Raw genomic sequence first — 24,057 nt, forward strand, 5'->3', positions numbered from 1 at the left:
CTATGGCGGACACAGCGGAACATCGGACCCGGCAGACCGTCCACGCGGCCGTACGGTGGCGCGACGCGACCACGGGCGCCATGCGCGAGATCCTCGACCCGGCGGACGGCCTGCCCTTCGCTGTCGTCGCCGCCGAGGCCCCGGGCCGGGTCGTGGACCCGGGCACCCCGGACGTGCACAGCGTCGTCGTGCACGAGCCCGTCGGCGTCCGCGCGCTGATCACGCCCTGTTCCGCAGGGGAGTGACCTGCCCGCCTGCCCCCGCCAACACGGGGGCGGGCGCCCCCTGGTGCAGCTACTCCTTCAGGGGGTCTCGCATCATCGTGGCGAAGACCGGCGAGTCGTCGAAGGGCTGTTGCGGGCCGATATCCCGGTATCCCCAGGATTCATATACCGCCCTCAGTCGGCCGTCGGAGCGGCTGGCGTCGACGAGGAGCGTGGCGCGCTCCTCGCTGCGCTCGGCGAGGAGCGTCTCGTGCAGCATGCGGGAGACTCCTGCACCTGCGGTGCCGCGGTACGCCTTGCGGACGAGGACCTCTTGTACGGCGAACGTGCGGGTGCCCGTTTCCCGGGTGAAGTCGTCCGGCGGGACCTGCCGCATGGAGGTCCACCACCGTGATCCGGGGGCGAGCGGCCCTCCGAAGATGTAGCCGACTGGCTCCTCATCGCCATCGAGGGCGATGACGGCTCCCCAGCCGTCCCGGGAGGCATAGCTGGTCAGACGCTCGTCGAATCGGTCCACGGCGTTGAACGGGCTGTCCATCAGCCCGAACTCGGTTCGGACTTCCACATGGACATCGAGAAAGATCCGCCGGTACTTCTCTACATCGGTCGTTCGGAGCAGTTTCAGGGAGCCGGTGTCAGTCATGCGACCGCCGTTCGGTAGCGGGCCCGCCAGTCGCGGGCCCCGGGGTTACGGGGGGCCAGGGTGATGACCTGCTCGGTGAAGCCGTCCAAGAGCCTGCGGACGCGGGCGTGCCCGATCATGCCCTCGGGGATGCTTCGGGCGGTGCCGATCGCCTGGTCCAGGTCCCTCTGGCCGAGCTGCGCAACGGCGAGATGGGCGTGTACGAGTGCGCTGTTGCGTTTGAGGTCCGGCCGCAGGTACGCGAGGCTGCGGTGCGCATGTCTCTCAGCGGCGGGCCACTGTTCCAAGCGCATGCTCGCGACCATCGCGAGGTGGTCAAGCTCAGCCTGATCGTAGAAGGTGACCCAGGTCGGTCGGTGCTTGTTCGGATCGGCGCGGTCCAGTGCTTTCTGGGCCAGGTCCAGATAGCGCATGGAGTTCCTGTCGTCACCGAGTTGGGCATGAGTGACCGCCAGGCGGGACATGGCCAGAGAGGAGAACATCGCGTCGCTTCGGGTGATGGAGGACGCCTGAGCCCTCTCGGCCGCTGCCAGGGCGTCAGCGGGGCGGTTGAGATGCCGGAAAAGGATGCTGGCGTGACCCCACACGCGGAACTCGGTGGCAGGGTCGCCGGACAGGCCGGCGAGGCGGATGGTCCTGTCCAGGTGGTACTCGGCCGAATCGAAGCGCTGGCCGTCGATGGCTGCCCACATGGCAGAGTTGGAGAAAGCAGCGGCGACCGTGTACAGCTCGGAGCGAATCCGTGCTGACGCGTTGTTCTCCTGCTGGAGACTGATCACCCTGTCAGTGATGTCTGCGGCGCGCTTCTCCAGTGCCGGGGTGCCGCCGTACGTGCTCTCGGACGTGGTCCAGGCAACGAGTTCAGCCCTCAGTGCCTCGACGTCCTGGGAGCCGAGACGGCGGGGCCGTTGCCCGGCGGGTGGCGCGGCAAGGGCAACACCGGCGGCGGTGGCTGCGGCAAGCAAGGCGCGGCGATACAACGGGTCATCCTCGGGTCCTGGAGCGGGGTCTCCTGCCTTCTTACCCCCCCGAGGCACGAAGCCTAACTCTGTAGCCGTGCGACCGGTCACCCTCTCAAGCGCTGTCCTCAGCACGGCGTTGGGTGACTTGTGTTCGCCGCTGAGCAGCTTGCGAATGTGCCTGTCGTGGACTGTGCCGTACCGGCCCGTCAGCTCGCCGATTTCTGTGTTGACCTGGGAAGTCAGCTCCCCTACCTGCACCTTGTGGTCGTGCAGCCACGCGGCGAGCAAGTCGTTCCGTGTTCCCGGCATGACAGAACGTTAGGGTCCGGCACCGAAACGACGAGTAAAGGGACGGTCAAAACGGCAGGGGGCCCGCAGACAATGTCCGGTCTATTCGGCAGTCCCAAACAACTACAGGGCGCGGTTACCTGACTACACGTGAGCAAGGAAGCCAAGCGACGCGGCACCCCTTCTGCTCGCTCCTTCCTGCCCCCAGAGGACGTGATGACGACGACAGCCGAACAGACGTCCCGCTCGGCCCCCTACCGCAACGGTGACGTCATGCAACACCTGAACCCGCCAACAGCGCACACCGCGCTTCCCCCACGGGACGCGGAGAACTCCAGGAACGATGGTCCGATGTGCGCCGCGTCCGACGCGGCCTCCGAAACCCATCCAGTGAGTGCCACGCTCACCCTCTTACCGCTGGTGGTGGAACCGGAGACGCCTCGCTTCCGCTGGGAGACCAAGCTGGTGGCGAACGAGGCCTCTGGTCCCAACGCCCGGCTCCGAGTGCGCCCCCGGCTCACGGTGGCCCGCTGGTCCGGGGACGTCGATGCCGCCAGCCAGATCAGCGAGAAGCTCGTGGACAACGCGGCCCGCCACGGCATGCCGCTCAGCGGCGGCTTCGTGGGTTTGCGTCTGACGGTGCTTCCGGAGACGGACGAGCTCCGCGTCGAGGTCGACGACGCAGAACCTCTCTTCCCCGGCTTCAACGCGATCACCTGCGGATCGCCTCAGCGAGGCAGCGGCCTGTGGTGGGTGCACCACTACGGCGGGCAGCTGTCGTGGGACGTGAGAGTGGACGACGCCGGGCAGGTGGTGGGCAAGACGGTCACCGTGGTTCTGCGCCCGGCCGACGAGAGCGAGCCGGTATGAGCCTCACCGACCAGTTACCCCGCCGTGTGCTCACCCCGGAGCGGACGCTGCCGGACACGGCCCCGGTCGGCTTCACCACCACTTCCGGGGCCGTCGACCCGAAGCACGTCGCTCCCGACATGGGCGACCTGGCCGCCCGTGTGCGCAGCCTGATGGCCCTTCAGCAACAAAAGGTGCTCCAGCTCCCGCTCGGCGGGAGGTTCTTCGACATCGTGGTCACGGCCAGCGGTGCGTCGGCCTACGCTGCCATGGCGGTCATGGACGGTATCCAGCAGACCGGCGATGACCAGCCGGACGCGTGTGGCCCCGTCATCGAAGACCCGCAACGATCCTGGCTCATCTGGCTCGTGCCGCCGGGCACCAGCGAGCGCTGGGCGCCGCACAGCCACGCTCTGTGCCTCGGCCGCCCGCACCGCATAGCGCTGCCGCCGATGGCGATGACGGAGCCGCCCGGCCCGTACTGGCTGCGGCCCTGCCGCGGTGACCGGCTCGTCCCGCCGGCGGCGCTGCGTCAGCTCCTCGACCAGTTCCAGCCGGGCCCCGCACCGCACGAAACGCTCCTCGGATCCGTGCTGAGCACGATCGCCTGAAACCCCGCGTGCGGAGAGTGCTCCCACCTCCTCAAGCACCACACCGCACGCGGTCACAGCGCCTGCCGTCGAGAAGGCTCCCTCTCGGCGGCAGGTCAAGACCTCCAAGGAACCGACGTGTTCACAACTCTCAAGCCCCAGGTCCGCACCGCCCGGCTCGAAATCCTGCGCAAGGAGTACATGGACCAGATCGCCGCCGACGTCGCCCTCCGGGGCCGCCCGCTGCGCGTCGCGTCGTACGTGCTCGCGCAACACGGTGACCAACGGAGAGCGGACCTCACGCTGATCGCCGAGCATGCGGCGGAAATGGGCTGGCAGGTCGCTTCGAGCACGTTCGCCGACGCGGGACAGCCGCTCCCGCTGCTGGAACGGTCCGGCTTCACAGAAGCCTGCCGGTATGCGGCCCGGGGCTTCGCCGACGGCGTCCTCGCTATCGCCCGGCCGGCCATCACCACCGACAACGACACCTATGCGCGTCTCCTGGAGCGCCTTTACCAGCGCCACGTGTTCCTGGCATACCTCCCCGCCCTGCCCGAGCCCACCCCCTAGCCCCCGCTTCCCGCCGGACGCGTACAAGGATCCGGCGCGAAGCGGGGTTCAACGCCCGGCGTCGGGCTGCAAGCCCCCGCGCAGCTCGACGCCGGGTTTCCAGAAGGGAAGACGACGTGTACGACCCCGTTGCGCTAGCGGCCGACGACCGACGGCAGGGCAGTGCCGAGAAGGTGCGGCCGCTGCCCCAGGACCTGATCCGACGCACCATCAGGACGGTGCTGGGCAAGCTGCGGCTGGGCCGCCCGGATCTCGGCAGTGAGGAGCAGCACGCGCATCTGGCGGGGCTTCTGCGCGGTCAGATGCACTTGCTTCTGCGCGACCTGGACCGGGCCGACGGGATGAGCAGGAAGACGTGCGAGACCGCGGACTGGGTCGCCGGCCGCGCTCGTGAAGCTCTCTACGCCCCCCTTGCCGGAGTCTGGCAGCCGGATCGTCTGCACGACCTCGCGGTTTGGTCCCGGGCGCTGCTGATCCTGCTGGAGCAGCAGGCAGCGCAGCACGCCGCAGCCCCCCCTTTGAGACCGCGCCCCCGGGAATGACCGCTGGAGATCCCCCACGGCGACGGGCACGGGGGCGCGGCATTGACCCCCTGTCCGGCGGCCGGGTATGCCATCGAGCCCCGGCCGTCGGACAGGCACCATCCCCCTTCGAGAAGAGGAAACCGCATGTCTCTGGCCGAAATGCCCGCCGTGGACGCTGTCGCCAGCGCCGCGAAGCGGATTCTGGAGAGCATCAAGGGCGACCGGGAGTTCTCCTCGTTCCGGGCGGCGAGCCTGGAGTACTCCGATGACTGGCAGTGCTTCACCGGGTCGGCATGGGACGCTCCGGCCGGGAGCACGACATCGACTTCGCCGAGGCCTAGCCGAGCGCGGCCCGCAGCACTGCCGTGATGTCCGTGCCGGGATCTGAGGCGAGCAGAATCTCTGTCGCCTGCCGGATCACGTCGTCGCACATCTCTGGCGGTGCCGCGTCCAGCGCCGTCCGTACCCACCTGGGAACCTCGCCGGCCTCTACCGGCGGCGGGGTTTCCCACGGCAGCGGAAGGCTCTCGGTGGCGTAACGGGAGGCCGGCAGCCCGACCCGTTCGGGATGCACGCACACCGGCACGCCCGCCGCGGTGAACCGATAGCCGGTCGCCGGGTCGAAGGGGCAGTCACGGGAGGGGCGTTCGGCGACGTCGAACGTGCCGCCCGGCAGCCGTAGGGACGGGCACACGCCGCACACTGGCCGACCGTCCCGCGCGAACGGCTTGCCCCGCTCCCTCACGCGCCTCGCCTCCTGCCCCCGCTGCAGGCCAGCACCGTAGCCGAATTTCATCCGGCTCCGATGTTCCATCGGCACCCGTCACCCGAGCGAGTGCCTCGTAAACCGGCCCGGTCGTGCGCGGATCCCCTCGGCGCACGGCCGGCGCCTTCCACCCCAGTGGCCATTCAAGAAGGTCCCCATGACCGAGGTGAAGCTGCCCGCGTACAAGGAGGGCTGCGACGCCGACCCGGAGAAGGTCGCCTGCGCCTATCCGCACACCCCGCTGCAGAAGTACCTCAACGCGGACTTCGCCCGCTCCGGCGGCGAGGCGGCCGCGTTCCTGAAGAGGTTCGAGTGGACCACCGAGGACCGGAACGAGGTCTCCTTGATGATCGCCGACCAGAAGCTCAGCCCCGAGGAGGCGGCGAAGAAGTGGGCGGACGGCCACGAGCCGACCTGGCGCGCGTGGCTGCCCTGACGCCCCCTCACGAGCCGGTCCGGCGTACGCGGCCGCCCTGACCGTCACTCACGGATCAGCCCGTACGCGGCCGTCCCGCCCCTCACCTCAGTCGCTCGGCGATCTCGCGCAGTGCCCGGGTCGCCCGGCGCTGGAGTCCGGGGCCGAACGTGATCCGGGTGGCCCCTCGCTCACCGAGCTCGGCGAGCGAGGGGCCTTCGCCGTCCCCCACCGACGCGATGACGTTGACCGGTCCCTGGATCCCGGACCGCAGCAGCGGCAGCAGGCCGTGGGGAGCGCCGATCGGGTACACGCAGTCCGCGCCCGCCGCCACATACAGCGCGGCCCGCTCGATGGCCCGGTCCGGATCGGTGACCCCGCGCAGGAACGTGTCGATGCGCGCGTTGACGAACAGCTGGTCCGCCGCGGCCGACCGCACCTCGGCGAGCCAGTCGGCGTGCCGCCGCGGGTCCTTGAGGACCCCGTGGGCCGAGTCCTCCAGGTTGCACCCGACGGCCCCCGCCTCCAGCAGCCGTTCCACCAGCTCCTTCGGCGCGAGCCCGTACCCGCCCTCGACGTCCGCCGACACCGGTACGTCCACGGCCCGGGTGATCCGCGCGACGGCCGCGAACATCTCGTCGGCCGGGGTCTGCCCGTCCGCGTACCCCAGCGAGGCGGCGATCCCGGCGCTCGGCGTGGCCAGCGCGGGGAACCCCGCCTCGACGAGCACCCGGGCACCGGCCGCGTCCCAGGGGCCGGGCAGGACCAGGGGGTCGGCGGGGGAGGGGCGCCGGTGCAGGGCGCGGAAGACCGCCGCCCCGCCGCCGGTCACCGGGCCGGGCCGCCACTCGCTCACGTGTGCGCCCCGGGCCGGTAGTGACCGGGCACCATCCGGCAGGTCACGCCGAACCGGTTCCACGCGTTGATGACCGTGATCACCGCGATCACCTGGGCCAGCTCCGCGTCCTCGAAGTGCTTGGCGGCCCGCTCGTAGACCTCGTCCGGCACGAAGCCTCCCCCAGCCAGCTCGGTCACCGCCTCGGCCAGCTCCAGGGCCGCCAGTTCCTTCCCGGTGTAGAAGTGCTCCGACTCCCGCCAGGCGCCGAGCTGCACGATCCGCTCCACGCTCTCCCCCGCGGCGAGGGCGTCCTTGCTGTGCATGTCCAGGCAGAAGGCGCAGTTGTTGAGCTGCGAGGCGCGGATCTTGACCAGCTCCACCAGCCGCGGGTCGAGGCCCTTGTTGGCGGCGGCCTCCAGCCGGACCATCGCCTTGTACACATCGGGCGCGAGCTCGGCCCAGGCCAGGCGCGCGGGGCGTTCGGGGGCGTACTCGACTGTCTCGTCCGTCGTCATGCCTACGACCCTAGGAACCCTAAGGCCCACGGGTATGGTCCATTGTCATGGCGAAACCGTGGGCCACTTTCGGCATCGACCTGCACCTGGAACCCGCCGGACCGGGACTGCGCCGGGGGCTGACCGAAGCCCTGCGCGAGGCCGTGCGCACCGGCCGGCTCGCCCCCGGCACCCGGCTGCCGTCCTCCCGCGCGCTCGCCGCGGACCTGGGCATCGCCCGCAACACCGTCGCCGACGCCTACGCCGACCTCGTCGCCGAGGGCTGGCTCACCGGCCGGCAGGGCTCGGGCACCCGGGTCGCCGAGGGGGTAACCTCCGCGTCCTTCGGGCAGTGGAGGAATGCCGCGTCCGCCACCGCGCGGACGCTCCCGCCACCGCACCGCCGCCCGGCCGCCGGACCCGCCTACTCGCTGATCCCCGGCACCCCCGACCTCTCCTCCTTCCCGCGCACCCAGTGGCTCACGGCCGCCCGCCGCGCCCTGGCCGCCGCCCCGCACGACGCCCTCGGCTACGGCGACCCACGAGGCCGCGTCGAACTGCGCACCGCCCTCGCCGGATACCTCTCCCGCGCCCGCGGCGTGCGCGCCCACCCCGACCGCATCGTCGTCTGCGCGGGCCTCGCGGACGGGCTGCGGCTGCTCGCCCAGGCCCTGCGCCGACGAGGCCTCGGCACCCTCGCCGTGGAGTCGTACGGCCTCGACGTGCACCGGGAGCTCGTGGAACGCGAGGGCCTCGCCACCACCCCGCTGCCGTTCGACGCGGACGGCACCGTCACCGAGGGCCTGGCGGCCGAGGGCGCGGTCCTGCTCACCCCCGCCCACCAGTTCCCCATGGGGCTCGCCCTGCGCTCCGACCGCCGCGCCTCCCTCGTCGACTGGGCCCGCAGCACCGGCGGACTGATCCTGGAGGACGACTACGACGGCGAGTTCCGCTACGACCGCCGCCAGCCCGTCGGCGCCCTCCAGGTCCTCGACCCCGAGCGCGTCGCCTACCTCGGCACCGCCAGCAAGTCCCTCGCCCCCGGCCTGCGCCTGGGCTGGCTGGTGCTGCCGCGCCCGCTGGTGGAGGAGGTCACCGCGCTGGGCGGCGCCCGCTCGGCCAGCGCCGTCGAGCAGCTCACCCTCGCCGAGTTCATCGCCTCCGGCGCCTACGACCGCCATCTGCGCTCCGCCCGGCTGCGCTACCGGCGACGCCGCGACGCCCTGGTCGCCGCCCTCGCCGAACGCGCCCCGGAGGTGACGGTCACCGGCATCGCGGCCGGACTGCACGCCGTCCTGCGACTGCCGCCCGGCACCGAGCAGTCCGTCGTCCGCGCCGCCGCCTGGCACGGCCTCGCCGTGCACGGACTGTCCTTCCACCGCCACCCCGACGCCACAGGCGATCCCCTCGACGCCCTGGTCATCGGCTACGGAACCCCGCCCGACCACGCCTGGGCCGGGACCCTCGACGCGCTGTGCGCGGCCCTCCCGTAGGGTGTGCGGGCACACGCGCGAACTCTCGGGGGAGACAACCGACATGGCAGAAGCACGGCGACGGCTGCGCTCCGGCACGGTCGTCCTCGGCGCCTGGGTCGTCGACGGCGAGTCCGCCGGTCTCGGCATCCGCGAGTCCTGCGGCCTGGTCACGGACGAGTACGCCCGCTTCCTCTGCCGCATGTGATCCTCTGACGCCGGGTTCCGGGCCGGACCCGGTACCGCATCGCCGGGGCCGGCCCGGCCGGGGTGCCGGGGGCTGGGCGCCGGGGGCTACTGGCCCAGCACGTCCCGCAGTTGGGCCAGTCCCCAGTCCAGGTCCTCCTCGGAGATCACCAGCGGCGGCGCGATGCGGACCGTGTGCCCATGGGTGTCCTTCACCAGCACCCTCCGCTCCATCAGCCGCTCCGAGACGTCCCGGCCCGTCCCGTACGCCGGAGCGATGTCGATCCCCGCCCACAGCCCACGCCCCCGCACCGCCGTGACCGGCCCGCCGCCGGTGAGCGCCGCCAGCTCCCGGTGCAGCCGCTCGCCGAGCAGGGCCGACCGCTCCTGGTACTCGCCCGTCCGCAGCATGGCGAGCACCTCCAGCGCCACCGCGCACGCCAGCGGGTTCCCGCCGAACGTCGACCCGTGCTCCCCGGGCCGGAACACCCCGAGCACCTCGGCACTCGACACCACCGCCGACACCGGCACGATCCCGCCGCCCAGCGCCTTGCCCAGCACATACATGTCCGGCACGACACCCTCGTGCTCACACGCGAACGTCCGCCCCGTGCGCCCGAGTCCGGACTGGACCTCGTCCGCCACGAACAGCACGTTCCGCTCCCGGGTCAGCCTGCGGACCTCCGGCAGATAGCCGGCCGGCGGCACGATCACCCCCGACTCGCCCTGGATCGGCTCCAGCAGCACCGCCACCGTGTTCTCCGTCAGGGCCGACCGCATCGCCGTCAGATCCCCGTACGGCACGATCTCGAACCCCGGTGTGTACGGCCCGAAGTCCGTCCGCGCCTCCGTGTCCGTCGAGAAGCTGATCACCGTCGTGGTGCGGCCGTGGAAGTTGCCGCCCGCGACGACGACCTTCGCCCTCTCCGCCGGCACGCCCTTGACCCGGTACCCCCACTTTCGGGCGGTCTTCACCGCCGTCTCCACCGCCTCCACGCCGGTGTTCATCGGCAGCACCGTCTCCATGCCGCACAGTTCGGCGAGCTCCGTGCAGAACGCGGCGAAGCGGTCGTGATGGAACGCCCGCGAGGTCAGCGTCACCCGGTCCAGCTGCGCCTTCGCCGCCTCGACCAGGCGCCGGTTGCCGTGCCCGAAATTGAGCGCCGAGTAGCCGGCCAGCAGATCCAGATACCGCCTCCCCTCCACATCCGTCATCCACGCCCCGTCGGCCGTGGCCACGACCACCGGCAGGGGGTCGTAGGTGTGCGCGCTGTGCGCCTCAGCGGCGGCGATGAGGGCGTCGGTGGCGGTCATGGCGTCTCCCGGAGGTGTGGCAGACAAATGGGGGCAGACCTCCCTTCTATCCTCGCCCGCATGGTGGACGCGGGAGCCGCGCGCGAGGAACCGCCCGGTAGGCTGGCCCAGGGCCGTGACTGGCGCGCTGGGCCCTGCCGACGGCAGGGCCCGAGGATGGGACCGACCATCGGGGAGCGGCCTTGTGATGATCAGTGCCGTGCGCCTGGGCCAGCCGTGAACCGTGAACACACACGCCGTCCGGAGGCCGACATGCCCGAGCAGCAGCCCCTCTCCACCGAGTCCACCGCCTTCCGTGCCGCCCTCGACGTGATCCGCGCCGTCGAGCCGCGCGTCGCCGACGCCATCGGCCAGGAGGTCCACGACCAGCGAGAGATGCTCAAGCTGATCGCCTCCGAGAACTACGCCTCCCCGGCGACCCTCCTCGCGATGGGCAACTGGTTCAGCGACAAGTACGCCGAGGGCACCGTCGGCCGCCGCTTCTACGCCGGCTGCCGCAACGTCGACACCGTCGAGTCGCTGGCCGCCGAGCACGCCAAGGAACTCTTCGGCGCCCGCCACGCCTACGTACAGCCGCACTCCGGCATCGACGCCAACCTCGTCGCCTTCTGGGCGGTCCTCGCCGACCGCGTCGAGGTCCCCTTCCTGGAGAAGACCGGCGCCCGCCAGGTCAACGACCTCAGCGAGGCCGACTGGGCCGAGCTGCGCCAGGCATTCGGCAACCAGCGCATGCTCGGCATGTCCCTGGACGCCGGCGGTCACCTCACCCACGGCTTCCGCCCGAACATCTCCGGCAAGATGTTCGACCAGCGCTCCTACGGCACCGACCCGGCCACCGGCCTGATCGACTACGACGCGCTGCGCGCCCAGGCCCGCGAGTTCAAGCCGCTGATCGTCGTCGCCGGCTACTCCGCCTACCCCCGTCTGGTGAACTTCCGCATCATGCGCGAGATCGCCGACGAGGTCGGTGCCACGCTCATGGTCGACATGGCCCACTTCGCGGGCCTGGTCGCCGGCAAGGTCCTCACCGGCGACTTCGACCCGGTCCCGCACGCCCAGATCGTCACCACCACCACCCACAAGTCGCTGCGCGGCCCGCGCGGCGGCATGGTCCTGTGCGACGACTCCCTCAAGGACCAGGTCGACCGCGGCTGCCCGATGGTGCTCGGCGGCCCGCTGCCGCACGTGATGGCGGCCAAGGCGGTGGCCCTCGCCGAGGCCCGCCGGCCCTCCTTCCGTGACTACGCCCAGCGGATCGTGGACAACTCCCGCGCCCTCGCCGAGGGCCTGATGCGCCGGGGCGCGACCCTGGTGACCGGCGGCACCGACAACCACCTCAACCTGATCGACGTGGCCACCTCCTACGGCCTCACCGGCCGCCAGGCCGAGGCCGCCCTGCTGGACTCCGGCATCGTCACCAACCGCAACGCCATCCCCGCCGACCCGAACGGCGCCTGGTACACCTCCGGCATCCGCATCGGCACCCCGGCGCTGACCACCCGCGGCCTCGGCACCGCCGAGATGGACGAGGTGGCCGGCCTGATCGACCGGGTCCTCACCGCCACGGAGGCCGGCACCACCAAGTCCGGCGCCCCCTCCAAGGCCTCGCACGTCCTCGACGCGAAGATCTCCGAGGAGATCGCCCACCGGGCCACCGACCTGGTGGCGGGCTTCCCGCTGTACCCGGAGGTCGACCTCGGCTGACGCCACCGCCCGGGGCCACGGCCCGCGGGGCGTGACTCACAGGCCGGCCGGCTCCTGACGGGGCTGCCCCCGCGACGGCTCGGACTCCTCCCGGGCCGTCGCGCGGCGTATCAGCGGGGGCCCGCCGTACCCGCCCGCGAGGCCGACGCCGAGTTTCCGCCCCGTCCCCGACCTCCCCTCGCGCTCTGAGAGAATGGGTGCCATGGCCTCTGACCGACCTCGCGTGCTCTCCGGAATCCAGCCCACGTCGGGCTCGTTCCACCTCGGCAACTACCTCGGTGCCGTCCGCCAGTGGGTGGCCCTGCAGGAGACCCACGACGCGTTCTACATGGTCGTCGACCTGCACGCGATCACGCTCCCGCAGGACCCGAAGGAGCTGCGGGACAACACCCGGCTCGCCGCCGCGCAGCTGCTCGCGGCCGGGCTCGACCCCGAGCGCTGCACGCTGTTCGTCCAGAGCCATGTGCCCGAGCACGCGCAGCTCGCCTGGATCATGAACTGCCTCACCGGCTTCGGCGAGGCCTCGCGCATGACGCAGTTCAAGGACAAGTCCGCCAAGCAGGGCGCCGAGCGCGCCTCGGTCGGCCTGTTCACCTACCCGATCCTCCAGGTCGCCGACATCCTGCTGTACCAGGCGAACGAGGTGCCGGTGGGCGAGGACCAGCGCCAGCACATCGAGCTCACCCGTGACCTCGCCGAGCGGTTCAACGGCCGCTTCGGGGAGACCTTCACCATCCCCAAGCCGTACATCCTCAAGGAGACGGCGAAGATCTACGACCTCCAGGACCCGGCGATCAAGATGAGCAAGTCGGCGTCCACGCCGAAGGGCCTCATCAACCTGCTCGACGAGCCGAAGGCGACCGCGAAGAAGGTCAAGAGCGCGGTCACCGACACCGACACGGTGGTCCGCTACGACGCCGAGGCCAAGCCGGGTGTGAGCAACCTCCTGACGATCTACTCGACCCTCACGGGGGCGGGAATCGCCGAGCTGGAGGAGAAGTACGCGGGCAAGGGCTACGGTGCGCTCAAGACGGACCTCGCCGAGGTCGTGGTCGAGTTCGTGACGCCGTTCCGGGAGCGGACCCAGCAGTATCTGGACGACTCCGAGACGCTGGACTCGATCCTGGCCAAGGGCGCGGAGAAGGCGCGTGCCGTCGCGGCGGAGACGCTCGCGCAGGCCTACGACCGGGTCGGCTTCCTGCCGGCCAAGCACTGAGCCGGCACGGGGCGCACCCCCGCACATCCGTAGGACCGGACAGAGCGCTGCACATCACTTCGGCTGCGCCTGCCCGCAGCACGGCCGTGGCCGTACCCTCGAAAGCCGGACGACCGGGCGCGAGCCCGGTCCGCCGGTACCAGCCACCGACACGACGACAGGAGACGACGTGGGGACGACGATCGGTGTGTCGATCGCGGTCCCGGAGCCGCACGGCAGCCTCCTCCAGGAGCGACGCGCGGGCTTCGGCGACGCCGCGGCTCACGGCATCCCCACGCATGTCACCCTGCTGCCGCCGACCGAGGTCGAGGCGGCTGAGCTGCCGGCCGTCGAGGCGCATCTGACGCACGTCGCCGCGGCCGGGCGGCCCTTCCCGATGCGGCTGTGCGGGACGGGCACCTTCCGCCCGCTGTCGCCGGTGGTGTTCGTCAACGTCGTCGAAGGCGCGCAGGACTGCGCACGGCTGCAGCAGCAGGTGCGCGACGCCTCCGGGCCGGTCGCCCGCGACCTGCAGTTCCCGTACCACCCGCACGTCACCGTTGCCCACGGCATCGACGAGGCGGCCATGGACCGTGCCTTCGCCGAGCTCGCCGACTACGAGGCCGCCTGGCCCTGCACCGGCTTCGCGCTCTACGAGCAGGGCCCCGACGGGGTGTGGCGCAAGCTGCGCGAGTACCTCTTCGGCGGCTCCGTGGTGCCGCCGCAGGCCACGGCGGCGTCCGTGGAGCAGGGCCCGCTGCCGGCCGTGTAGGACCGGCGTAAAAGCGGCCCGACCGTTCCCGGCGCGCTCCTACAGCGGCAGCCGCCGGAGCAGCCCGCGCGGCAGGTGCCGTACCGCCGACATCACCAGGCGCAGGGCGCCCGGCACCCACACCGTCTCCGACCGCCGCCGCAGTCCCAGTTCGACGGCCGTCGCGACCGCCTCTGGTGTGGTCGCCAGGGGCGCCTCGGGCAGGCCGGCCGTCATCCTCGTACGGACGAATCCCGGGCGTACGACCATCACGTGGACGCCGGTGCCGTGCAGGGCGTCGCCCAGGCCCTGGGCGAAGGCGTCCAGGCCGGCCTTGCTGGAGCCGTAGATGAAGTCGGCGCGGCGGGCGCGTTCGCCCGCGACCGAGGAGAGGACGACCAGGGAGCCGTGGCCCTGGTTCTGCAGGGCGCGGGCGGCGAGCAGGCCGGCCGAGACGGCGCCGGTGTAGTTGGTCTGCGCGACGCGCACGGCGGCGGCCGGGTCGCGCTCGTCGCGTGCCTGGTCGCCCATGACGCCGAAGGCGAGCAGCACCAGGTCGATGTCGCCCTCGGCGAAGATCTTGCCGAGCGCGGCCTCGTGGCTGTCGGGGTCGAGGGCGTCGAAGGCGACCGTGCGGGTGTCGGCGCCGAGCGCGCGCAGGCTCGCGGCGGCCTGTTCCAGGGCGGGGGAGGGGCGTCCGGCGAGCCAGACGGTACGGGTGCGGCGGGCGATCAGACGGCGGGCGGTGGCCAGCGCGATCTCGGACGTACCGCCGAGGACGAGCAGGGACTGGGGCAGACCGAAGGCGTCCTTCACGACAGCTCCTGGGTGAGTGGAGGGACAGGCGGCGGGATCGGGGCACCGCGTCCGCCGGGGCCCGGCCGGCACGGCGACCCGTCAGACGGCGAGGCGGCGGCCCCAGCCGGTGAGGGGAAAGGTGCGGTCCCCGCCGGTGGGGGGAACGGTGTCGGAGTCGGCAGGCATGCCGGTGACCGTATCGCCGCTCTGCGGGCGTTCAGTTATGAAACGTACCTTTCCTCCCCAAAATGGGTGATTAATGGTATGTCGCTCAATATTGCCGAAGCTCCGGCGATTCCGGAGTGGACAGTGAGTCCACATGGACCACCTCGACGACCTCCTCCCCACGGCGCTGCGTGCGACGGCGCTCACGGCGGGCGCGCATCTCGCCGGCATGGGAGTGAAGCGGATCGTGCGCCGACCGCGCCCGGCCCGGGTCGAGCCCCTGGCGCGGACATGACGGTGGCCGGCCGGTGAGCCGCGCACGGCGCAGTGAACCTCTCACCCCGCCGTTCCGGGGTACTCACACATCGGTGTCCCACGGACAGGGCAGGGTCGGATCATGGACTGGCTGAAGAAACTCCCCGTCGTCGGGCCGGCGGTCACCTGGCTGATGACCACGCACGCCTGGCGGTCGTACGAGCGGCTGGACCGGGTGAAGTGGACCCGGCTGGCCGCCGCGATGACGTTCGTCAGCTTCATCGCGCTGTTCCCGCTGCTGACGGTGGCCGCCGCGGTCGCCGCCGCCACCCTCAGCAAGGAGCAGCAGCAGAAGCTGGAGGACAAGATCGCCGACCAGGTGCCCGGCATCTCCGACCAGCTGAACATCGGCGGGCTGGTCGACAACGCCGGTACGGTCGGCCTGATCGCCGGCGCCCTGCTGCTGCTCACCGGCATCAGCTGGGTCGGCTCGATGCGGGACTGTCTGCGCGCGGTGTGGGAGCTGCCGGACAAGGAGGAGAGCCCGCTGGTGAGCAAGGCGAAGGACGCCGGGGTGCTGTTCGGCCTCGGCGGCGCACTGCTGGTCACGCTGGGCGTCTCCGGCGTCGCCTCGGCGGCGGTGGGCTGGATCGTCGACCAGCTCGGCATCAGCCGGGGCGGGATCGGCAGCATCCTGCTGCACACGGCCGCGTTGGCCGTCGCCGTGCTCGCCGACTTCCTCGTCCTGCTGTACGTCCTCACACTGCTGCCCGGCGTCGAGCCGGACCGCAGCGCCCTGCTGGTCGCCGCGCTGATCGGCGCGGTCGGCTTCGAGGCGCTGAAGCTGCTGCTCAGCGGCTACATCCAGGGCGTCGCCACGAAGAGCATGTACGGCGCGTTCGGCGTTCCGGTGGCGCTGCTGCTGTGGATCAACTTCACCGCGAAACTGCTGCTGTTCTGCGCCGCCTGGACGGCGACGCAGAAGGGGCAGAAGGGGGAGAGCGACGCGGTCACCGACGACGACGCATCAGCTCCGGTAGCGGCCAACGGCGGTTGACCAGGAACACCGCGGCCGCCAGCAGCGCCAGCACCCCCGCGGTTATCGCCGCCGCGATCCCGACGCCGCCCGAGCCGCCCGACTCCGCGGCACCGACCGCCGCCTGCTTCCCGCTGTCCCCGTCACCGGAGTCGGAGCCGGCGGCACCGTCCCCCGCGCCGCCCGCCTCGCCGGAGGCCGTCGCCCCGGGCTGCGCGCCCGCCGCGCCCCTCGGCGCGACCAGCTCGCCGACCGGCGTCACCTTGCCGGACGCCAGGAAGCCCCAGTCCAGGAGCTGGGCGGTCTCCTTGTAGACCTCGTTGTGGTCGTCCTTCTCCGGGTTCATCACCGTGACCAGCAGCACCTTGCCGTTGCGTTCGGCGACGCCGGTGAAGGTGGAGCCCGCGTTGGTGGTGTTGCCGTTCTTGACGCCGGCGATGCCCCGGTACTGGGAGATGTCGTAGTCGCCGGTCAGCAGCCGGTTGGTGTTCTGGATCTCGAAGGACCGCCGGACGAGCTTGCCCTTCCTGGACTTCTTCGTCTCGCCGGGGAACTGGGCCCGCACGGTCGAGCAGTACTCGCGGAAGTCCTTCTTCTGCAGCCCGGAGCGGGCGAACAGCGTGAGGTCGTACGCGGAGGACACCTGGCCCGGGGCGTCGTAGCCGTCCGGGCTGATCACCTCGGTGTCGAGAGCCTGGAGCTCCTCGGCGTGCCGGTTCATCGCCTCGACGGTGGCGTCGACGCCGCCGTTCATCGCGGACAGCACGTGCACGGCGTCGTTGCCGGAGCGCAGGAAGACGCCCAGCCACAGGTCGTGCACGGTGTAGGTCTCGTCCTCCTTTATCCCGACCATGCTGGAGCCGGAGCCGACCTCCGCGAGGTCGGAGGGGACCACCTTGTGCTTGTCGGTGCGCGGGAACTTCGGCAGCAGCGTGTCCGCGAACAGCATCTTCAGGGTGCTGGCCGGAGCCAGCCGCCAGTGCGCGTTGTGCGCGGCGAGCACCTCACCCGACTCCGCGTCGGCCACGATCCAGGACCGCGCGGTGATGCCCTTGGGCAGCACCGGGACGCCGGGCGCCAGCTCGACCTGGGTGCCCGGCCGGCCGAGCCGGGCGCCGCCGACGGTCGACATGCCCGCCGGGGGAGTCGCCGAAGGGGTCACCGAGGCGCTCGGCGAGGGCTTCGGCGCCGCGAAGGAGGCGGGCGCGGTCAGGGCGACGGACAACAGGGCGGCGGAAGCGACCAGGAGGGATCGCCTCACGGTCTTCTCGGGTGCGGGCACGATCGAGAAAGTACAGGCACGCTCCGGCGAAGTCGCGCGCCCCTCCCCACCCCGGCCACGGAACAGGCCACCCGGCGGTGATACTGGTGCTATGAAACTCAGCCGCCCCGTCTCCTGGTTCCTGCTCGCCTTCGGGGTGTGGAGCTGGGTCATCTGGATCACTTTCGTCAAGAACCTGGTCAAGGACGGCAGCGGGCTGGCTTTCGAGAACGGCGACCCGACGGCGTACTTCTGGGTGCATCTGCTGCTGGCCGTCGTCTCCTTCGTATTGGGGACGATCGTCGGCGGCATCGGGTTGCGCGGACTGCGCGCACTGCGCCCGACGTCATAGCGGCACCGTCGGGCGCGGCACCGCGCCGGACACCCCAGCGGGACCGACAGCACGAGATCGTCATCACGGGATCAGGGACACGACAGCGTGGTCATCCTCATCGCACTGCTCGCACTCGGCGTCATGGTCGTCGCCAACTGGTATCTCTGGCGCCGCCTGTTCCGGGACACCACCGCCGGTCCGGGCCGGGTCCGCCGGGCGGGCGCCGGGCTGATCGCCGGCGGCTGGGCGCTGTTCGTCGGCGCCATGATCGCCGAGCGCGCCGACGCCCCCTTCTGGCTCCAGCGCACCCTGGCCTGGCCGGGCTTCCTGTGGCTCGCGCTCGCGCTGTACCTGCTGCTCGCCGTGGTCGCGGGTGAGCTCGTACGACCGCTGCTGCGGCGCCTCCTGGACCGCCGCCGCCCCGCCGGGACGGCCGGGACGGGCGTACGGCGCACGGAACCGGAACCGGAACCGGAACCCGCGACGGTCGGCGGCCCGCCCGACAAGCCGCGGTCCACCCCGCGGCCCGAGCCCGACACCGACCCGGCGTCCGCCCCCGAGCAGCGCCCCGAGCCCACCCGCCGGCTGTTCGTCTCCCGTGTCGTCGCCGGAGCCGCCGCCGCGGCCGCGGTCGGAACCGTCGGCTACGGCACCTACGGTGTGCTGCGCGGCCCCGGAGTGAAGCGGATCACCGTGCCGCTGGCGAAGCTGCCGCGCGCGGCGCACGGCTTCCGGATCGCGGTGGTCAGCGACATCCACCTGAGCCCCGTGCTCGGCCGCGGCTTCGCGCGGAAGGTCGTCGACACGATCAACTCCACGCAGCCCGACCTGATCGCGGTGGTCGGCGACCTCGTCGACGGCAGCGTGGCCAACCTCGGCCCGGCCGCCGCCCCCCTCGCCGGACTGCGGGCACGGCACGGCGCCTACTTCGTCACCGGCAACCACGAGTACTACTCCGGGGCCGGCCAGTGGATCGACGAGGTGCGCCGCCTCGGCCTGCTGCCGCTGGAGAACGCCCGCACCGAGCTGCCGTACTTCGACCTCGCCGGAGTGAACGACATCGCGGGTGAGAGCGAGGGCCAGGGCCCCGACTTCGCCCGCGCCCTCGGCGACCGCGACCGGGCACGCGCGTGCGTGCTGCTCGCCCACCAGCCGGTGCAGATCGACGAGGCCGTCGAGCACGGTGTCGACCTCCAGCTCTCCGGCCACACCCACGGCGGCCAGCTCTGGCCCGGCAACCTCGTGGCGGCCGCCGCGAACCCGACCCTCGCGGGCCTGGAGCGCCACGGCGACACCCAGTTGTACGTCTCCCGCGGCGCGGGCGCCTGGGGCCCGCCCACGCGCGTGGGAGCGCCCTCGGACATCACGGTCGTGGAACTGGCGTCGCTGCGGGCCTGAGCGGGGAGGCTCCTCGCAGCCGCACCCACCGGGAGACCTGATGCGCGCGCGTGTGACCGCCGAGGCCGGGCGCGGACCGCTGCGCCTCGCCCTGTTCGAGGAGTACGTCGTCACCACCCTGGACGTCGGCGGCGGCCAGTACCTCTCCGACGGCACGGGCGTGTTCCGCCTGTGGCGGCTCGACTGGATCTGACGCCCTACGCGTCGTCGTCCCGCGGGGGGAGGCCGCTCTGCCCCCGCGCGGGCAGCGACACCGTCACGGCCAGGCCCTCGCCCGGTGCCGTAGCCACGGACACCTCGCCCCCATGGGCCCGTACGACGCCCTGGACGATGGCCAGGCCCAGCCCGCTGCCCGCGCCGCCCCCGGCCCGGAAGAAGCGGTCGAAGACACGGCCCGCGTCCTCCTCGCCGAGCCCCGGACCCTCGTCGGCGACACACAGCCGCACGACCCCGTCCACCCGCTCCACACCGAGTCGGACCGGCACCTCGGTGGGCGTGTGCACCCGGACGTTGCCCACCAGATTGCCCAGCACCTGGCGCAGCCCCGACTCGTCGGCGCGCACCAGCAGGGCGCCCTCGGCGGCGACCGCGACCGGCCGGTCCGGCTGCTGCACCCGCAGGTCCTCGGCCGCCTCGCGCACCAGCCGGCTCAGGTCGACGTTGCGCAGCCGCAGTTCGGGCCGCTGGTCGAGCCGCGCCAAGGTGAGCAACTCGTCGACCAGACGCCCCATCCGGTCGGTCTCGGCCAGCACCCGGTCCCACACCCGCCGGCGCTCCGCCCGCTCCTGGAGCATGCCCTTGTCGTACAGCTGGAGATAGCCGCGGATCGCCGCCAGCGGGGTGCGCAGCTCGTGCGAGGCGTCGGCGACGAACCGCCGCAGCTGGGCCGCGCTGCGCTCGCGGGTGCGGTGCGCCGACTCCACCTGGTGGAGCATGGAGTTCAGGGCGAGCCGCAGCTGCTCGACCTCCTGGGTGGGGTGCCGGCTGGAGGGCACGCGCGCGGTCAGGTCGCCCTCGGCGATCTCCGAGGACGTCTCCACCATGTCCTCCAGCGGCCGCATCCGGCGCCGCACGCTGAACATGGTCACGCAGGCCAGGACCGCCAGCAGCAGTGTGCCGAAGGCGAGATCGAGGCGCAGCGCCTTGCCCATGCCCTCGTGCAGCGCCCCGGTGGAGGTGCCGATGAGGATGATGGTGCCGTCCGAGAGCCGGGCGCCGACCAGCCGGTACGGCTCGCCCCGCACCAGGACGTCGCGCGGGTCCTCGTCGGCGGCCACCGCCGCCGGGTCGGCGACGGCGGCGGCCAGTGCCCGCTGCCGTGGCGTGGGCCGCAGCGGACCGAGCGCGACGGGGGCTCCGGCCGGGTCCACGGCGACGTACAGCACGGCGGGCGCGGGCAGCGGGCCGGTGGCGGCGCCCGCACCGAACTTGTCCAATTCGACGCCCAGTTCGCGCAGCGACTCGATCTGCCGCAGCGTGAACCCGGCGGTGTTCAGCGAGGTGCGGGACGCCTTCAGCTCGGTGTCGATCTTGTCGAGCAGGTAGAAGCGGGCCGCCATCAGGCTGACGGCGGTCGCCATGACGATCCCGAGGGACAGCAGCACCACGTTCGCCACCGTCAGCTGCACCCGCAGGGAGTGCAGACCGTGCCTGCGCCGCCGCCTCATGCCAGCCCGTATCCCACACCGCGCCGGGTGGTGATCACCGGCGCTCCCAGGACGTCCAGCTTGCGCCGCAGATAGCTGATGTAGGTCTCCACGACGGTCGACTCCGGCGGGGTGTGCTCGTACTGCCAGACATGGCGCAGGAGTTGTTCCTTGGGCACGATCCGGCCGCCGTTGCGCACCAGGAAGCGCAGCAGCGCGTACTCGGTGGGGGTCAGCTCGACCGTGTGGCCCGCGCGGTGCACCGAGTACGTCGTCTCGTCCAGCTCCAGGTCGCCGTAGCGCAGCGGTGGCCGCTGCGGGAGCACGTCGGCCGGGCGGGTGCGGCGCAGCACGGCGGTGACGCGGGCGACGACGACGTCGATGTCGAAGGGCTTGGTGATGTAGTCGTCCCCGAAGCCGAGGGCGCCCACGATCTCCGCGGGGGCGTCCCGCGCGGTGAGGAACACGATCGCCAGCTCGGGGCGCCGGGCGCGCAGTTCACGCCCGAGGGCGCGGCCGTCGCCGTCCGGGAGCATCACGTCGAGCAGCGCCGCGTCGGGCCGGGTGCGCTCGGCGAGCGCGAGTGCCTCGCGGACGGTGGCCGCGGTCATCACCTCGAAGCGGTGGTAGCGCAGGGCGATGGCGAGGACGTCGGCGATGCTCTCCTCGTCCTCCACGACCAGCACGGTGCCAGGGGCCGTCGTCATGCCCCCAGTATCGACGCCGCCCGGCACGCCATGGCCCCTTCCCCGCCTTGGAGTTCCTTGAGAGTCGCCCGGGTGCGGTGTCCTCGCGTGCGGTCCCCGGCCCATGCTGTTGGCCCGGACCTCGGGGGGCCGACCGTACGACCGAGACGAAGGGGCTTTGAACGTGGCGGCATTGGCACGGTGGTGCTATCGGCATCGGCTGGTGGTCCTGTTGCTGTGGGTGGGGGCGTTGTTCGGACTGGGCTTCGCCGGATCGGCGGCCGGGACGGACTACGCGAACGTCTTCTCGCTGCCGGACACCGACTCCAAGCGGGCGTTCGACCTGATGGAGAAGGCCTTCCCGGAGAGCGCGGGCGACACGGACACGGTGGTGTGGAAGACCGACGGGGGATCGGTGCGGGACGAGGCCGTACGGTCCCGGATCGAGCCCGCGCTGGCGGAGATCGCCCGCATGGACGGGGTCGGCGAGGTCGCCGGACCGTACTCGGGCAAGGCGGGGGCGGCGCAGATCAGCCGGGACGGACGGATCGCGTACGCGCAGGTCACGTTCACCGAGCAGGCGAACGGCGTGCCCAAGGAGCTGATCGAGGACGTCGTCGACACCGCTCGGGCGGCCGGGAACGACGCGCTCCAGGTGGAGCTGGGCGGTCAGGCGATCGCCCGCACGCAGGAGGCCCCGCAGGGCACGGCCGAACTGGTCGGTATCGTCGCGGCGGCGGTGGTGCTGTTCCTCGCCTTCGGCTCGCTGTTCGCGATGGTGCTGCCGATCGTCGTGGCGATCTTCGGCGTGGGCCTCGGCATGCTGACCACGATGATGCTCAGCCATGTCACGAACGTGCCCGAAGTCGCCCCGCTGCTGGGCTCGTTGATCGGTCTCGGCGTCGGCATCGACTACGCGCTCTTCATCGTCACCCGGCACCGGCGCGGCATCCTGCGCGGCGGCAGCCCTGAGGACTCGGCGGCGACCGCGCTCAACACCTCGGGCCGGGCCGTGCTGTTCGCGGGCGGCACGGTGTGCATCGCGCTGGCCGGCATGCTGGTGATGAACCTGCGCTTCCTGGACGGCGTGGTCATCGCGACCTCGCTGACCGTGGTGCTCAGCGTCCTGGCGGCGATCACCCTGCTGCCCGCTCTGCTCGGCCTGCTGGGCATGCGGGTGCTCAGCCGCCGGCAGCGGCGCAGACTGGCCGCGGCCGGCCCGGAGCCGGAGGAGGCCAGCGGCCTCGCGGCGCGCTGGTCGGCCGTCGTCGAGCGGCGGCCGCGCTCGATCGCGCTGCTGGCCGTGGCGGTCATGGCCCTGCTCGCGCTGCCGGTCCTCTCGCTCCGGCTCGGCGCCACCGACCAGGGCAACCACCAGGAGTCCCAGACCACCCGACAGGCATACGACCTGCTCGCCGAGGGCTTCGGACCGGGCGTCAACGGCCCGCTCCAGGTCGTGGTCGAGGGCGCGGCCCCGCCGGCGCTGGTCGACGGCATCCGCGGCGCGGAGGGCGTGGCCCAGGTGGCGGCGGCGCCCGAGGCGAACGGCGTCACCGTGATCCAGGTGGTCCCGACGACGTCCCCGCAGTCCGAGGCGACGGACCGGCTGATCGACCGGCTGCGCGACGAGGTGATCCCGCCGACGGGCGCCGAGGCCCATGTGGGCGGTGTGACGGCGGTGTTCAAGGACTTCGCACAGGTCACGGGCGACCGGCTGCCCTACTTCGTGGCGACGATCATCGCGCTGGGCTTCCTGCTCCTGCTGATCGCCTTCCGCTCCCTGGTGGTCCCGCTGACGGCCGCGGTGATGAACCTGATCGCGGCGGCCTCGTCCTTCGGTGTCCTGGTGGCGATCTTCCAGTGGGGCTGGGGCACGGAACTGCTCGGCATCGGCAAGGAGGGCCCGATCACGGCGTTCCTCCCGGTCATCATGCTGTCCCTGCTGTTCGGCCTCTCGATGGACTACCAGGTGTTCCTGGTCAGCCGGATGCACGAGGAGTGGGTGCACACCAAGGACAACGCCCGCGCGGTCCGCGTCGGCCTGGCGGAGACCAGCCGGGTCATCAACTGCGCGGCCCTGATCATGATCTGTGTGTTCAGCGCGTTCGTGCTGAGCGGCGACATGGAGGGCGCGATGGCCGGCATCGGCCTGGCCGCGGCGGTCGCGCTGGACGCGTTCGTCCTGCGCACGGCCCTGGTCCCGGCGGCGATGCACCTGCTGGGCAACGCCAACTGGTGGCTCCCGGCCGGGCTGGAGAAGCGGCTGCCGCATCTGGCGGTGGAGCCCTCGCAGGAGATGCCGGAGCAGGAGCCCGCCCCCGGCGAGGGGCCGTCCTCGGTGGTCCACGGATTCATCCGCACGCCCCACGGCGAGCCCGTCGTCGCCTCCGTCACCCTGCTCACCCGCGGCGGCCGCCAACTGGACCGGGTGACCTCCCTGGCCGACGGCTCCTACGTCGTCGCGGTCCCCGGCCCGGGGACGTACCTGCTGTCGGCGAGCGCGGGAGGCCACGGCGCCCGCGCCCGGCACGTGGTCGTGGGAGAGGCACCGCTGGTGTACGACGTGGAGCTGCTGGCCGAGGGAGAGGTGGACGCGGTCAACTAGTGCCCCGACAGGCAACGTTCGCCCCGTCGCGACGCCCGGCACGCCCTCTCGCCGCACCGGGCACAGACCCAAGTACATCCAGTACGAG

Annotated in this window: 24 protein-coding genes, 3 pseudogenes and 1 riboswitch; of the genes and pseudogenes, 17 read left to right on the forward strand and 10 right to left on the reverse strand. The window is 72.0% G+C overall.

What is annotated here, in order from left to right:
* Positions 1-2: 2 nt before the first annotated feature.
* Positions 3-227 (forward strand): annotated as a pseudogene (locus ABZZ79_RS30125) (hypothetical protein); the annotation flags it as partial.
* Between the two features lie 67 nt (positions 228-294).
* Here ABZZ79_RS30125 and ABZZ79_RS30130 read toward each other — a convergent pair.
* Both ABZZ79_RS30130 and ABZZ79_RS30135 read right to left on the reverse strand, forming a co-directional pair.
* Positions 295-867 (reverse strand): N-acetyltransferase, encoded by a 573-nt coding sequence (locus ABZZ79_RS30130; RefSeq protein ID WP_356694055.1) that lies wholly within the window; start codon positions 865-867, stop codon positions 295-297.
* On the reverse strand, positions 864-2,138 hold the full coding sequence (locus ABZZ79_RS30135) for a Tat pathway signal protein (RefSeq protein WP_356694057.1): 1,275 nt from the start codon (positions 2,136-2,138) through the stop codon (positions 864-866). The genes ABZZ79_RS30130 and ABZZ79_RS30135 overlap by 4 nt, the downstream gene beginning before the upstream one ends.
* A gap of 129 nt (positions 2,139-2,267) precedes the next feature.
* Between ABZZ79_RS30135 and ABZZ79_RS30140 the strand changes: the two genes are divergently transcribed.
* The 4 genes from ABZZ79_RS30140 to ABZZ79_RS30155 all read left to right on the forward strand — a co-directional run bounded on the left by ABZZ79_RS30140 (position 2,268) and on the right by ABZZ79_RS30155 (position 4,668).
* Positions 2,268-2,987, forward strand: a complete 720-nt coding sequence (locus ABZZ79_RS30140; RefSeq protein ID WP_356694059.1) for a hypothetical protein — start codon at positions 2,268-2,270, stop codon at positions 2,985-2,987.
* Positions 2,984-3,577: a hypothetical protein gene (locus ABZZ79_RS30145; protein ID WP_356694061.1), complete on the forward strand. Its 594-nt coding sequence runs from the start codon at positions 2,984-2,986 to the stop codon at positions 3,575-3,577. The genes ABZZ79_RS30140 and ABZZ79_RS30145 overlap by 4 nt, the downstream gene beginning before the upstream one ends.
* A gap of 117 nt (positions 3,578-3,694) precedes the next feature.
* Positions 3,695-4,126: a hypothetical protein gene (locus ABZZ79_RS30150; protein WP_356694063.1), complete on the forward strand. Its 432-nt coding sequence runs from the start codon at positions 3,695-3,697 to the stop codon at positions 4,124-4,126.
* Between the two features lie 116 nt (positions 4,127-4,242).
* The gene (locus ABZZ79_RS30155; RefSeq protein ID WP_356694065.1) at positions 4,243-4,668 is read left to right on the forward strand and encodes a hypothetical protein; all 426 of its coding nucleotides are present in this window, start codon (positions 4,243-4,245) and stop codon (positions 4,666-4,668) included.
* A gap of 319 nt (positions 4,669-4,987) precedes the next feature.
* Here ABZZ79_RS30155 and ABZZ79_RS30160 read toward each other — a convergent pair whose 3' ends face one another.
* Entirely contained in the window at positions 4,988-5,395 is a 408-nt protein-coding gene (locus ABZZ79_RS30160; protein WP_356694067.1) for a hypothetical protein, read from the reverse strand.
* A 151-nt stretch (positions 5,396-5,546) separates the two neighbouring features.
* On the opposite strand from ABZZ79_RS30160, the pseudogene ABZZ79_RS30165 reads away from it, so the two are divergent.
* Positions 5,547-5,852, forward strand: a pseudogene (locus ABZZ79_RS30165) (glycine betaine ABC transporter substrate-binding protein); the annotation flags it as partial.
* 82 nt (positions 5,853-5,934) lie between these two features.
* Here the strand turns inward: ABZZ79_RS30165 and ABZZ79_RS30170 are convergent.
* Both ABZZ79_RS30170 and ABZZ79_RS30175 read right to left on the reverse strand, forming a co-directional pair.
* A complete protein-coding gene (locus tag ABZZ79_RS30170) occupies positions 5,935-6,687 on the reverse strand; it encodes an isocitrate lyase/phosphoenolpyruvate mutase family protein (RefSeq protein WP_356694069.1) in 753 nt (250 codons plus the stop codon).
* The gene (locus tag ABZZ79_RS30175; RefSeq protein WP_356694071.1) at positions 6,684-7,184 is read right to left on the reverse strand and encodes a carboxymuconolactone decarboxylase family protein; all 501 of its coding nucleotides are present in this window, start codon (positions 7,182-7,184) and stop codon (positions 6,684-6,686) included. The genes ABZZ79_RS30170 and ABZZ79_RS30175 overlap by 4 nt, the downstream gene beginning before the upstream one ends.
* A 47-nt stretch (positions 7,185-7,231) precedes the next feature.
* On the opposite strand from ABZZ79_RS30175, the gene ABZZ79_RS30180 reads away from it, so the two are divergent.
* The gene (locus tag ABZZ79_RS30180; protein ID WP_356694073.1) at positions 7,232-8,656 is read left to right on the forward strand and encodes a PLP-dependent aminotransferase family protein; all 1,425 of its coding nucleotides are present in this window, start codon (positions 7,232-7,234) and stop codon (positions 8,654-8,656) included.
* A gap of 79 nt (positions 8,657-8,735) precedes the next feature.
* Positions 8,736-8,851, forward strand: a pseudogene (locus tag ABZZ79_RS30185) (glutathionylspermidine synthase family protein); the annotation flags it as partial.
* Positions 8,852-8,929: 78 nt separating this feature from the next.
* Here the strand turns inward: ABZZ79_RS30185 and rocD are convergent.
* A complete protein-coding gene (gene rocD, locus ABZZ79_RS30190) occupies positions 8,930-10,135 on the reverse strand; it encodes an ornithine--oxo-acid transaminase (protein ID WP_356694075.1) in 1,206 nt (401 codons plus the stop codon).
* Positions 10,136-10,240: 105 nt separating this feature from the next.
* Positions 10,241-10,353: riboswitch (ZMP/ZTP riboswitch) on the forward strand.
* Between the two features lie 34 nt (positions 10,354-10,387).
* Here rocD and ABZZ79_RS30195 point away from each other — a divergent pair.
* From ABZZ79_RS30195 to ABZZ79_RS30205, 3 genes are all read left to right on the forward strand, one after another.
* A complete protein-coding gene (locus ABZZ79_RS30195) occupies positions 10,388-11,839 on the forward strand; it encodes a glycine hydroxymethyltransferase (RefSeq protein WP_356694077.1) in 1,452 nt (483 codons plus the stop codon).
* A gap of 202 nt (positions 11,840-12,041) precedes the next feature.
* Positions 12,042-13,055 carry a tryptophan--tRNA ligase gene (trpS, locus tag ABZZ79_RS30200; protein ID WP_356694079.1) on the forward strand — a complete coding sequence of 338 codons (1,014 nt, stop codon included), beginning with the start codon at positions 12,042-12,044 and terminating at the stop codon, positions 13,053-13,055.
* Positions 13,056-13,224: 169 nt separating this feature from the next.
* Positions 13,225-13,806, forward strand: coding sequence for a 2'-5' RNA ligase family protein (locus ABZZ79_RS30205; protein ID WP_356694081.1), 582 nt, complete (start codon positions 13,225-13,227; stop codon positions 13,804-13,806).
* 39 nt (positions 13,807-13,845) lie between these two features.
* Here the strand turns inward: ABZZ79_RS30205 and ABZZ79_RS30210 are convergent, their stop codons facing one another.
* Positions 13,846-14,601, reverse strand: a complete 756-nt coding sequence (locus ABZZ79_RS30210) for a decaprenylphospho-beta-D-erythro-pentofuranosid-2-ulose 2-reductase (protein WP_356694083.1) — start codon at positions 14,599-14,601, stop codon at positions 13,846-13,848.
* A gap of 301 nt (positions 14,602-14,902) precedes the next feature.
* Here ABZZ79_RS30210 and ABZZ79_RS30215 point away from each other — a divergent pair, with 301 nt between their 5' ends.
* Both ABZZ79_RS30215 and ABZZ79_RS30220 read left to right on the forward strand, forming a co-directional pair.
* Positions 14,903-15,043, forward strand: coding sequence for a hypothetical protein (locus ABZZ79_RS30215; RefSeq protein WP_356694103.1), 141 nt, complete (start codon positions 14,903-14,905; stop codon positions 15,041-15,043).
* Between the two features lie 102 nt (positions 15,044-15,145).
* Entirely contained in the window at positions 15,146-16,060 is a 915-nt protein-coding gene (locus tag ABZZ79_RS30220; RefSeq protein ID WP_356694085.1) for a YihY/virulence factor BrkB family protein, read from the forward strand.
* Here the strand turns inward: ABZZ79_RS30220 and ABZZ79_RS30225 are convergent.
* Entirely contained in the window at positions 16,014-17,321 is a 1,308-nt protein-coding gene (locus tag ABZZ79_RS30225) for a D-alanyl-D-alanine carboxypeptidase (RefSeq protein ID WP_356694087.1), read from the reverse strand. The two genes, ABZZ79_RS30220 and ABZZ79_RS30225, sit on opposite strands and share 47 nt — an antisense overlap.
* A 91-nt stretch (positions 17,322-17,412) precedes the next feature.
* Between ABZZ79_RS30225 and ABZZ79_RS30230 the strand changes: the two genes are divergently transcribed.
* From ABZZ79_RS30230 to ABZZ79_RS30240, 3 genes are all read left to right on the forward strand, one after another.
* Complete coding sequence (locus ABZZ79_RS30230) at positions 17,413-17,652, forward strand: hypothetical protein (RefSeq protein ID WP_356694089.1); 240 nt, start codon at positions 17,413-17,415, stop codon at positions 17,650-17,652.
* 123 nt (positions 17,653-17,775) lie between these two features.
* Complete coding sequence (locus ABZZ79_RS30235) at positions 17,776-19,032, forward strand: metallophosphoesterase (protein WP_356694099.1); 1,257 nt, start codon at positions 17,776-17,778, stop codon at positions 19,030-19,032.
* Between the two features lie 40 nt (positions 19,033-19,072).
* Entirely contained in the window at positions 19,073-19,225 is a 153-nt protein-coding gene (locus ABZZ79_RS30240; RefSeq protein WP_356694105.1) for a hypothetical protein, read from the forward strand.
* Positions 19,226-19,229: 4 nt separating this feature from the next.
* On the opposite strand, the gene ABZZ79_RS30245 is transcribed toward ABZZ79_RS30240, so the two are convergent.
* Positions 19,230-20,699, reverse strand: coding sequence for a HAMP domain-containing sensor histidine kinase (locus tag ABZZ79_RS30245; RefSeq protein ID WP_356694091.1), 1,470 nt, complete (start codon positions 20,697-20,699; stop codon positions 19,230-19,232).
* Positions 20,696-21,385, reverse strand: a complete 690-nt coding sequence (locus ABZZ79_RS30250) for a response regulator transcription factor (protein WP_356694093.1) — start codon at positions 21,383-21,385, stop codon at positions 20,696-20,698. Before ABZZ79_RS30250 ends, ABZZ79_RS30245 begins: the two co-directional genes overlap by 4 nt.
* 172 nt (positions 21,386-21,557) lie before the next feature.
* Between ABZZ79_RS30250 and ABZZ79_RS30255 the strand changes: the two genes are divergently transcribed.
* Complete coding sequence (locus ABZZ79_RS30255) at positions 21,558-23,969, forward strand: MMPL family transporter (RefSeq protein ID WP_356694101.1); 2,412 nt, start codon at positions 21,558-21,560, stop codon at positions 23,967-23,969.
* Positions 23,970-24,057: the final 88 nt, after the last annotated feature.

The organism is Streptomyces sp. NPDC006458, from assembly GCF_040612135.1.
Classification (GTDB): Bacteria; Actinomycetota; Actinomycetes; order Streptomycetales; family Streptomycetaceae; genus Streptomyces.

Bases quoted from the DNA above. Each gene is read 5' to 3' on its own strand.
- ABZZ79_RS30175 (WP_356694071.1), bottom strand. From the start codon at position 7,184: ATGACGACGGACGAGACAGTCGAGTACGCCCCCGAACGCCCCGCGCGC.
- ABZZ79_RS30195 (WP_356694077.1), top strand. From the start codon at position 10,388: ATGCCCGAGCAGCAGCCCCTCTCCACCGAGTCCACCGCCTTCCGTGCC.
- ABZZ79_RS30180 (WP_356694073.1), top strand. From the start codon at position 7,232: ATGGCGAAACCGTGGGCCACTTTCGGCATCGACCTGCACCTGGAACCC.
- ABZZ79_RS30130 (WP_356694055.1), bottom strand. From the start codon at position 867: ATGACTGACACCGGCTCCCTGAAACTGCTCCGAACGACCGATGTAGAG.
- trpS (WP_356694079.1), top strand. From the start codon at position 12,042: ATGGCCTCTGACCGACCTCGCGTGCTCTCCGGAATCCAGCCCACGTCG.
- ABZZ79_RS30145 (WP_356694061.1), top strand. From the start codon at position 2,984: ATGAGCCTCACCGACCAGTTACCCCGCCGTGTGCTCACCCCGGAGCGG.
- ABZZ79_RS30230 (WP_356694089.1), top strand. From the start codon at position 17,413: ATGAAACTCAGCCGCCCCGTCTCCTGGTTCCTGCTCGCCTTCGGGGTG.
- ABZZ79_RS30235 (WP_356694099.1), top strand. From the start codon at position 17,776: ATGGTCGTCGCCAACTGGTATCTCTGGCGCCGCCTGTTCCGGGACACC.
- ABZZ79_RS30215 (WP_356694103.1), top strand. From the start codon at position 14,903: ATGGACCACCTCGACGACCTCCTCCCCACGGCGCTGCGTGCGACGGCG.
- ABZZ79_RS30220 (WP_356694085.1), top strand. From the start codon at position 15,146: ATGGACTGGCTGAAGAAACTCCCCGTCGTCGGGCCGGCGGTCACCTGG.
- ABZZ79_RS30245 (WP_356694091.1), bottom strand. From the start codon at position 20,699: ATGAGGCGGCGGCGCAGGCACGGTCTGCACTCCCTGCGGGTGCAGCTG.
- ABZZ79_RS30240 (WP_356694105.1), top strand. From the start codon at position 19,073: ATGCGCGCGCGTGTGACCGCCGAGGCCGGGCGCGGACCGCTGCGCCTC.
- ABZZ79_RS30135 (WP_356694057.1), bottom strand. From the start codon at position 2,138: ATGCCGGGAACACGGAACGACTTGCTCGCCGCGTGGCTGCACGACCAC.
- rocD (WP_356694075.1), bottom strand. From the start codon at position 10,135: ATGACCGCCACCGACGCCCTCATCGCCGCCGCTGAGGCGCACAGCGCG.
- ABZZ79_RS30250 (WP_356694093.1), bottom strand. From the start codon at position 21,385: ATGACGACGGCCCCTGGCACCGTGCTGGTCGTGGAGGACGAGGAGAGC.